At 48.0% G+C, this 10,452-nt stretch carries 5 protein-coding genes; all 5 read right to left on the bottom strand.

The features are described from left to right. A partial coding sequence (locus ACFPPD_RS26260; RefSeq protein WP_378083931.1) for a CBM35 domain-containing protein occupies positions 1-2,702 on the bottom strand: 2,702 nt, incomplete at its 3' end. Positions 2,703-2,912: 210 nt separating this feature from the next. Further along, positions 2,913-5,576 (bottom strand): pectate lyase family protein, encoded by a 2,664-nt coding sequence (locus ACFPPD_RS26255; RefSeq protein WP_209749078.1) that lies wholly within the window; start codon positions 5,574-5,576, stop codon positions 2,913-2,915. Positions 5,577-5,832: 256 nt separating this feature from the next. Further along, positions 5,833-8,016, bottom strand: a complete 2,184-nt coding sequence (locus tag ACFPPD_RS26250) for a right-handed parallel beta-helix repeat-containing protein (protein ID WP_209749077.1) — start codon at positions 8,014-8,016, stop codon at positions 5,833-5,835. Between the two features lie 43 nt (positions 8,017-8,059). Then, positions 8,060-9,382, bottom strand: a complete 1,323-nt coding sequence (locus ACFPPD_RS26245; protein WP_209749076.1) for a UDP-glucose dehydrogenase family protein — start codon at positions 9,380-9,382, stop codon at positions 8,060-8,062. A gap of 30 nt (positions 9,383-9,412) precedes the next feature. Continuing rightward, complete coding sequence (locus ACFPPD_RS26240; RefSeq protein ID WP_209749075.1) at positions 9,413-10,438, bottom strand: NAD-dependent epimerase/dehydratase family protein; 1,026 nt, start codon at positions 10,436-10,438, stop codon at positions 9,413-9,415. Positions 10,439-10,452: the final 14 nt, after the last annotated feature.

Raw genomic sequence — 10,452 nt, 5'->3', positions numbered from 1 at the left:
TTGATTTTCGTCCCGTTCACGTAGAGGCTTACCGTCATGGCGCTGCCCATTCCGTTGCCGTACCTGAGCGTCACGTCCGCGGCCCCGGCGCTGGCCATGTTGACCGTAAACGTCGTCGTCGCCCCGACGTTGCCGGTGTTGTAATTGTCGACGAAGCCCGTGCCCGAATAACCCGCGTGGTCCCAATTGACTTTGGCGATCGTCAGCGTCGCGTTTTCCGCTTCCGCTTTCGTCGTCGACGTCGGCGGCGTCACCACTGTCCCTCCTGCATACGAAAGGTAATCCAAATTGACGTTGCCCGTGTCTCCCGAGTCGTACCGGTACGCGATCGTATTGGTCCCGGCAACGAGGTTCAACGTTTCCGTCTTATCGCCCCACGTATCCCAATTCGCGGTCGGAGGCAACGACGTCTGTTTGATTTTCGTCCCGTTCACGTAGAGGCTTACCGTCATGGCGCTGCCCATTCCGTTGCCGTACCTGAGCGTCACGTCCGCGGCCCCGGCGCTGGCGCTGGCCATGTTAACCGTAAACGTCGTCGTCGCCCCGACGTTGCCGGTGTTGTAATTGTCGACGAAGCCCGTGCCCGAATAACCCGTATGGTCCCAATTGACTTTGGCGATCGTCAGCGTCGCGTCTTCCGCTTCCGCTTTCGTCGTCGACGTCGGCGGCGTCACCACTGTCCCTCCCGCAATCGAAAGGTAATCCAAATTGACGTTGCCCGTGTCTCCCGAGTCGTACCGGTACGCGATCGTATTGGTCCCGGCAACGAGGTTCAGCGTTTCCGTCTTATCGCCCCACGTATCCCAATTCGCGGTCGGCGGAAGCGTCGTCTGCTTGATTTTCGTCCCGTTCACGTAGAGGCTTACCGTCATGGCGCTGCCCATCCCGTTGCCGTACCTGAGCGTCACGTCCGCGGCCCCGGCGCTGGCCATGTCGACCGTAAACGTCGTCGTCGCCCCGACGTTGCCGGTGTTGTAATTATCGACGAAGCCCGTGCCCGAATAACCCGCGTGGTCCCAATTGACTTTGGCGATCGTCAGCGTCGCGTTTTCCGCTTCCGCTTTCGTCGTCGACGTCGTTCCTCCCGTCAACCCGTAAACGTCGATCCGGTTCGAAAAAGTCGCCATGTACACTTTCCCATTCGCAATGGTAGGCGGGGCGAATTTCGCGAAATTGTATATATCGCTCGCTCTTCCGCTTTGCTTGCTGTTCCATAATTCGCGGGACAAATCGCTCGCGTCGAAAGCCCTTAACACCCCTTCGACGGTCGCATGATTCGCGTCTTCGCTAACCGGCGAACTCGCCCACACGATTCCCGTGCCCGCCTTATTGCCGTCCGCGGACACGGACAAAAATCCGCCGGGCATCGTATGGTCGGGCAATTTCACGACGCTTTGCGACGCGGGTGCCGGTTGGAGCCGCGTACCATCGAACTTGAACGCCTTTAACGTATCTTCCTCCGCCCACACGTAGATTTGCTTGCCGGCCGGTCCCTCCCAATATACCGGCGCGCCGTGAATATTCCCGGTGGAAATAAAAAAGCTTTGCACGATTTGAGAGTCGCTTCCCGCTTGGAATTTACCAAGGTTGTTCGAATCCAGTAAATACAGTTTTCCTCCCTTGCTGCCGCAGATGAGAAGTCCGGTGCCTGGAATGAGCATTACCCCGCTCGAACCAAGATCAAGATCAACTAAGTCCAACTCTTCGTAATTGAAGGGAATAAACCAATCCAGCAGTTGCGCCGGCGAGCCATTGCTAAGTTTAATGACTGCGTTTCCTTTATTCGCGTCGTCTTCGAGCACGTCGATGGACAGATTGCCGGACAGGAAATAGAGATTGCCAGCCGGATCGACCGTCAGACCTTGGCCCGACATCCATACCCCGCCCCATTCCCCATTTGGCGACGTCGTGTACGCGACTTCTTGGACGAATGTGTTGGCGTTGTAACCGAGCACCCATCCATGGTAATTCCCGTTGTCTCCGATGCTGCCGAAGCCCATTTGCACTCTTCCGTTCGCCAGCGTCAAAGCCGTGCGCTGCAATTGAAACATGCTGTTCAATCGAACGGTTGTGCCTCCGTCCGCGGTGCCTGCCACCGTCGCGGAGATGTCTACGGGACCTTGGCGAATGCTCCCGTTCTTCAAATCGAGAGCGTACAGTCGATGCTTATATTGCGTTTTGGCCGAGTTGACCGTCATCAGCGTCAAATAGATGACGCCGCGATCTCTGGAAATGACGGGCGTGGACAATATGCCGATTTCATTTTTGATATCGGCGTACCCTGCCGGTCCGATGTTGGCGTCGGGCAATTTGACGGACGGGTCGAGCGATTTCGTCCATAAAGGGCCGAGCGATCCGTCGTCCGCGTCGAAGCAATAAAGCGTATTATGCATCGTGGCGACATAGACGACATTGCGCGTTTTGCCGCCGATATCCATCTGGGACAAATACAACGGCTGCGCGTAGATTTGTCCGTCGACTTGCTGGGAGAACAACCTCCCGAAGCTGCTTGCGTTCACGTTGGCAGTCGTCAGAGTCGTTTCATTCAGATTGGCACCCGTCCGTCGGTTGTCGTTATGCTGCGTTGTCACGTCCACGACCGCGGCGAGCGCGTGCGCCTCTCGCGTCGGCGCAATTGGATCGGCGAAGAATGCAAGAGACAAACAAAAGACCGTTGCGACGCGTAAAATTTTTTTGATCATCGGGAACTCTCCTATCAGCAGAGTATCGCGTTCCGTTGTTCAATGAGAATTCGGAAGCAATACATGCTTATGCGGATAGGACACGTTTATGTCGGATGGAATCGGCCGCGTAAGCAATTAGGAGGAGGCGGAAAGTCCTAAGTGGCGGGGATAGCAAAAAGAAGCAGGCGGGGTAAGCTTCGCCTGCTTCCTGTATTTCCGTAAGAAACCTTAAATTACAGACTCTACAACCAAATTGTTCCAACGCGCCGCAACTGATGGAGAGCCGGTTTTTGAAAGTCTCATTCCCACTTGTCCTGCGTTTCCGTATTTCAACTGTTCAGCCTGCGTGAGTACATGAGAGGCTACCCAAACCCCGTTGACCGATAGTTTCACGATGTCGTCTTTACAAATTACTTTGAAATTATACCAAGTGTTATCAACGGTACGGTGCGGGTACGATGCTAAATCGGAAGTTGTTCCTCCATCAGATTTGCCGATGAAAACACGTCCTTCTTCCAAATACGCAAGCATAAAGTTATTTGAATCGACGTACCGGAACACGAGGGCGGGTCTGCGTCTATTTGCGCTACTGTCTATATCGCCTTTCATAGCGCAAGTAACGATATAATTACCAGTTCCGACAGTTGGCAAAACTGCGATATTATTTGTCGCGTCAGATACGGAATAAGCCTCATTACTGCTGATGCCCCAAGTTCCGTTTGCGGCTGTCCACGCCCCCCCTACAACAGCACTGCCTAAAGTGGAGGAACTATCCGCGCGGTTAAAGAGGTCATATGCGAGTCCCGCGAAAGCGTAGGAACTAGCTCCCGCTTCGGTTACGGTTTGGCGCATAGGAACACCATTAGCGGTGTACGAAATCTGTGCAGGTTGCTCAGCCGTGTTGTCCTTAGAACCCGTTGCCGTGTTATCCAGACACAAATTGTTATCATATTGGTATTCGTAAATAACATGCCCGTTGATTACGGTATTGTCTTGGAATTTGTTTCCTACGGCCAATGTAGTAATCGGAGTGCTGCCCCAGTAGTTAATATCAGCGGCAATCTCGCAATTCCAAACAACATTCCCCTGCACCAAACTGTTGTGAACGATATCCAGATCGCCGCCCGATGTGCCATACAAGGAGCGTATAAGGATTCCCATTTCTCCAAAGCAATCTTCGACGTGATTACCCTCAATTATCGTTCCGACTCCACATCCATAAGCGGTTATCCCGGTCTGTGCTACTTTTACAATGTTGTTTGAAATGATGTTACCTACACATCCGATAACCACGGTAATCTTATCGCCAACAGAGATGAAATTCTTATCGGCTGTCGGTATTTCCAAGTAACTCGTTCCACCCGCGCCCATTGTTGTTATACGGTGAGACTGTCCACGGGATTTACCCGTATGGAATGTGACATAGAACTCCGTATATACATTTGCCGTACTCATTGAGAAGCTAGGAATAATTCTTGCAGTTGTTGAAGAATCGAGACTAGCAACCGTACCTGTTACACGGCTTGCGTTTTCGCCTGCTGTATCCGCATTGCCATCCAAGGAAATGGCTTCTTCGGAAACATTGAATACGTGATTGCAGTGTATGATGTTGCGATTAACAGGTTTTCTTTGGTTGAGTGTACAGTCAATGAGGAAGATAATGCCCGTTACTCCACCGTAAATCCGGTTGTCGTAAATTAAGTTATCTGAACCTGCATTGAGTTCGATATTTCGACTTGCTGTATTTTTAAATAGGTTGTGCGCAAAGTAACTGCTAGAAGCGGCACCGTAAATCCCATAGCTGTGACCGTCAAATACGCAATTGGTTACTTGAACGTTCTCCGGCATCGCCCCTTGGAAACCTGTTCCAGTCCAACTTACCTCCATACGGACACCGTAAAACGCCTTAAAGGTACAACGATCAATGAGAAACTTTCCGGGGTTCGTGTGATTCCATCTAAGATAAAGATAGACATTTTCAAAAGTGATTCCCGAAATTCCTGTGCCTGCCGTTATATTTATAGTTCGTAGTGACGTACTTTTGAACTTTGCATTAACCCCTTCAAGAATACTCGTAATGACATTCATACTGAGGTCGGCTGTGATCAGATATACACCGGGCGGTACAATAATCTTCGCTCCGCTGTTCAAAGCCGCTTGAATCTTGGATGTGTCATCGGCAACACCGTTACCAACTGCGCCAAAATTTGCCTTTAAGTCCAAAGCGCCAGCAGTGCCGCCGCCGCTGCCACCGCTTCCAGTCGTAACGATTGTTATGTTAGCCGAGCCGTCAAAGGAAGCCGTACCCGAAACGCTTCCGGTCAGTGCAATTGTCCGTGCTGTTTGCAACTTAGCAGCTTGATCTACAACACCGTTGTTATTGGTATCGTAGACGGATTTGAGCATGTCGCCTGATCCGCCGCTGCCTCCACCGGAGTTAATTGCATCAATAACAGCAGCATCGAGTTTAGCCATCGTCACTGCGCCGTCGGCAAGTTGTGCCGTTTGTACCGAACCCCCAACAATTTGCGTAGAACCTGTTACTGAATTATTAGCGAGTTTAGCACCTGTTACCGCACCATTTGCTAGCTTTGCTGTTGTAACCGAACCATCGGGAATTGTCGTTGATCCGCCGGTTCCTGTTACGTTAATCTGTATGTTTTGCGAACCATCGAACGAGGCAGAACCCGAAGCATCCCCGGCGATCGTAATGGTTCTGGCTGTTTGCAGTTTTACTGCTTGTTCAGCTAAATCTACGGAACCGGAATTGTTCGTATCGTACGTAGATTTGAGCATGACTTTAGATGAAAGGTCGGTCAGTTTTGAGTCTGTATCATTGTGTGCCACACGGATAATTTCAAAATTATCGGGCAGCGGACCGATTTGAGACATGATTTCCCCTCCTATGATGTAGAATAGTCTTTGTACTACTCACCAAAGACTTACTTGTCCTAAATGTTTCATAATAACTTATGATAGAAGATGATTTATTGTGCAGATTGTCGACGAAATCAGGCCATGGCCTGAAAAACAAAGCAGCTCAATTTTATGTGATCGCTGCTCCTCAAAATAAATACAACCGCCTCTCCGAGTCAATGACTCGGAGAGGCGGTTGTATTCGATAATCTGCAACTGAATGATTGTCCCCTTAACTCAGAGGCTCTACAATCAAATTGTTCCAACGTGCCGCAACTGATGGAGAGCCGGATTTTGAAAGTCTCATCCCCACTTGCCCTGCACTGCCGTATTTCTTGTATTCTGCGGGTTCCAGAATATGCGAAGCCACCCAAACTCCGTTCACCGAAAGTTTAACGATATCGTCTTTGCAAATCACCTTGAAACTATACCAAGTGTTATCGACGGTCAGGTGGGGGTATGAAGCTAAAACGGACGTTTTTCCTCCATCAGATTTTCCGATGACAACACGTCCTTCTTCCAAATACGCAAGCATAAAGTTACTTGAATCGACGTAACGGAACAGGAGGGCGGGTCTCCGTCTGTTAGCACTACTGTCTATATCGCCTTTCATTACGCAAGAAACGATATAGTTTCCAGTTCCGACAGCTGGCAAAACTGCGATATTACCTGGTACATCGGATACGGAATAAGCCTCATTACTACTAATGCCCCAAGTTCCATCTACCGCTTTCCATGAACCGCCTGCATCGGCGGCACCTAATTTGGTTGCACTATTTGCACCTGTAAACAAGTCATAGGCAAGCGTTGCGTGTGCCCATGTCGGCTTTCCTCCTGTGACCGCTTTCGTTCGTCGGAAAGGGACGCCGCTAGAAAAATAAAAAACATCAGCAGGCGTAGTCGGTGTGTTCTCGTTAGAACCTGTTGCTGTATTGCCTATTAACAAATGATCATCATATTGGTACTCATAAATAATGTGACCATTGATTACATTGTTGTCTTGGAATTTGTTGCCCACCGAGAGTACATCGATCGGTGAACTTCCGAACGAAATAATATCGGCAGCAAGTTCGCAATTCACAACGACATTACCTTGCACAAGGGAGTTAGAAACGATGCCGTACCCTCCCGCTTGAACATTGTACAAAGAGCGAATCAAAATCCCCGTTCCAGTGCAATCCTCTACATGGTTGCCCTCAATAATGGTTTCGGTTCCTGTTCCATAAGCGGTTATCCCGGTCTGCGCTTTTTTCACTATGTTGTTCGCAATGACGTTGCCCACGCATCCGATATGCACCGTGAACTTGTCTGATACCCCGATTAAATTTTTATCCGCGGTTGGTATTTCCAAGTAACGTGTTCCACCCGCGCCCATACCTGTAATCAAATGTGTTTGTCCACGTGCCCTGCCAGTAAGGAACTGAACATAATAATGGGTATAAGCATTTGCGGCAAGCGTAAAACTAGGTACAATTCGGGCTGATCTTGATGCGTCAATACTGCTGACTGTTCCAGTAATCCGACTTCCACTGTCAGCGGCAGTGTCTCCGTGTATATCTAGCGATATGGCTTCTTCAGAAATATTGGACACTCTGTTGTTGGTAATAATGTTGCGGTTTATCGGTTTGCGTTGGGTGTACGAGTTGCTCATCATCAAGCAAATTCCAGTTACGCCGCTGTCAATCCAGTTGTGTGAAATGAGATTGTCAGAACCCGCATTAAGTTCGATATTTCGATTCGGTGAATTTGTCATCTTGTTTTTAGAAAATACGCTATCAGAAAATGCGCCGCTAATCCCATAACTGCAATTATCGAATACGCAATTCGTTACTTGAACATTGTGCGGCATTTCCCCTTCAATACCAACCCCCGCCCTACCGACTTGCCCGCGAATGGCGTAATCTCCATTGAGGAATGAACAGCGATCAACGATAAATTTTCCGGGGTTTTGGTGGTTCTGCCTAAAATAAAGATATACTTTTTCAAACTTGATGCCCGTAATTGATGTTCCTGCGAATACGTTAATAACGCGTGTTGCCGTGCTCTTGAATGTTGCATTAACGCCTTCAAAAATAGTCGTAATAACATTCATTTTGAGGGCGCCGGAAATTAGATATACGCCAGGCGGCACAATAATCTTCGCGCCACTGTCCATAGCCGCTTGAATCTCGTCCGTATCATCAGCAACACCGTCGCCAACTGCGCCGAAATTTGCCTTTAAGTCCAAAGAGTCAGCAGTACCATCGCCGCTACCACCGGAGTTAATTGCATTTATAACAGCAGCATCGAGTTTAACCATCGTCACTGTGCTGTCGGCGATACGTGCTTTATCAATTGCCCCAAATGCCTCCTTAGCGATAGTCTCGAATGATATCGAGGTGACGAGGAGCAGAGGCAGTATCGCTTCTTTTTTCATTATTGGTTCTCCCCGCAATAAGAAAAATCGTTCATTATTTCGATTAGTTCGCAACAGGTATGGGATATAAGGATGCCCGTCCGACGGAGTGGTATTCGAATCCTTTCTCTTTCATGAGCTCCAGAGAGAAAATATTCCTCCCGTCAAATATAATAGCCTCTTTCATCATAGTTCTAATGGCCGTCAAATCCATTTGTTTAAATTGAGACCACTCTGTCAGAATGAACATGCAGTCTGCATGAGTAACCGCGACTTCGATGGAAGCGGCAAAGACGACTTCAGGATTGAGGATCGATCTAGCCTTTTCTATGGCGATAGGGTCATATGCCTTGACAATTGCCCCGCTTCGAATGAGCTGGTCACAGATTACGATTGAAGCGGATTCTCTCATATCGTCCGTATTCGGTTTGAAAGCTAATCCAAGGATGGTAATTGTTTTTCCTTCGAGTGAACCGAATCGGTCTTTTGCCTTTTTGACTAAAAGTTTTTGCTGTTTATTATTAACGCGAACAACCGATTTTAAGAGATCAAACTCATGCTCGACATTTCCTGCGATCTGTATCAATGCCTTCGTATCTTTCGGGAAGCAGGAGCCCCCGTAACCGATTCCCGCTTGCAGAAATTGTCTTCCAATACGCTGATCCATTCCCATTCCATGAGAGACATCTTCCACATTCGCATCCAGCTTCTCGCAGAGATTGGAGATTTCATTAATAAAACTGATCTTGGTCGCCAAGAAAGCATTGGAAGCATATTTAATCATCTCGGCGCTTTGGATATCCGTACAAAATACAGCAATTCCAAAAGGTTTGTTGATCTCTTTCACAAATTCCGCTGCACTGTCGCTGTCGGCTCCGATAACAATGCGATCACCGTGAAAGGTATCATGGACAGCGGTGCCTTCCCTCAGAAACTCTGGGTTGGAAACCATGTTGAAGGGAACCTTTTCCACCATATTCTCCTCGATGATCTGCTTGATTCGATGATTGGTTCCAACGGGCACTGTACTCTTCGTTACCACGACAACATACTCGCGAATATGGTTTGCAATACTTCGCGCCACCGTTTCCACATGGTCCAAATTAGCGGATCCATCATCTCGTTGAGGAGTTCCAACTGCGATATAAATCGCTTGCGCGTATTGAAATCCTTGTTCGAAATCAGTCGTGAACGACAATCTGCCTTCCGCAATATTATCGTTTAACAGCTGTTCCAATCCAGGTTCGTAAATCGGGGAAAACCCATTATTCAACTTCTCGATTTTTGCTTCATCAATATCTATGCAAATGACTTCATGACCAATTTCCGATAAACAAACGCCAGTCACCAAGCCGACGTACCCCGTTCCTACAACAGCGATTCGCATCGCAATCCTCCCAATTCTACTTTCTTCTCATTAAAGATCGATAATAGCGCCGTACATCTCAATATTTTTAATGATCTTGTGCCACTTAACTAACTCTTTGTACCAGCCCAGTGTAATCGACTGCTCCATTTGCGTTATTTTACCGTTTTCTAAAGCTTTATATATTTCCTTTGCTCCGTCGGCAGCGGTCCATTTTGCTTCCCAATTCAACACGGTATTGATTTTATCGAAGCTGACCCGATAAGAACGATGATCCGGATCGCCGTACCAATCAATTTTTATATCTATAGGCAAAGCGGAGGAAATTTCCTCGGCAAGAGGTCCGAGTTGATAGTTGTTCCGATTCGAACCAACGTTAAATATTTGTTTATTTATTTTCCGCGCATCCGCTTCGAGAAGCAAACACATGACATCTGTCGTATCTTGTATATGTACCATTGGTCTCCATTGAGAACCATCTCTCATGAGCGGAATGACTCCTGTTTTGTAAGCTCCCAATGTCATTCCGTTTATCGCAAGATCGAATCTCATCCGGGGTGAATACCCATACACAGTCGCCTGCCTCATGATGACGACCGTGAAGTTCGAGTCCGCTAATGGCAATATACCTTGCTCCGCTTTTTCGTTTGCTTTTGCATAAGTCGTTAATGGATTGGTAACCGAATTCTCATGTACGATAATATCGTTATCAACAAATCCATAAATACTGCATGATGAGGGTAATATGTATCTTTCTACGCCTAATTTTTTGGCTATTGTCGCTGTGTTCACCCGTGAGATATGGTTAATTTGATAAGTTGCCTCGGAAAATAAATCTCCGCTTGGGTCATTGGAAATGGCCACCAAATCTATGACGGCGTCAACGCCTGCAAAGTATTCTTCTTTCATTCTGCGGGCATCTTCTTTGATAATCGTTAATTTCTCATGCCATTTCAGCTTATCTTCTCCGAAAAAATAACGATCAAGCGCTTTAACGTTGTATCCTCTGTCAAGCAATTTGGGTACCAACACGCTCCCGATATATCCGCCGGCACCCGTTACCAATACTGTCTTCATTTGTGAACTCTCCT

The sequence above is a fragment of the Cohnella suwonensis genome, from assembly GCF_042655365.1.
Taxonomy (GTDB): Bacteria; Bacillota; Bacilli; order Paenibacillales; family Paenibacillaceae; genus Cohnella; species Cohnella suwonensis.
The sequence above is the reverse complement of the archived record's forward strand: the minus strand, read 5'-3'. Positions and strand labels throughout refer to the sequence as shown.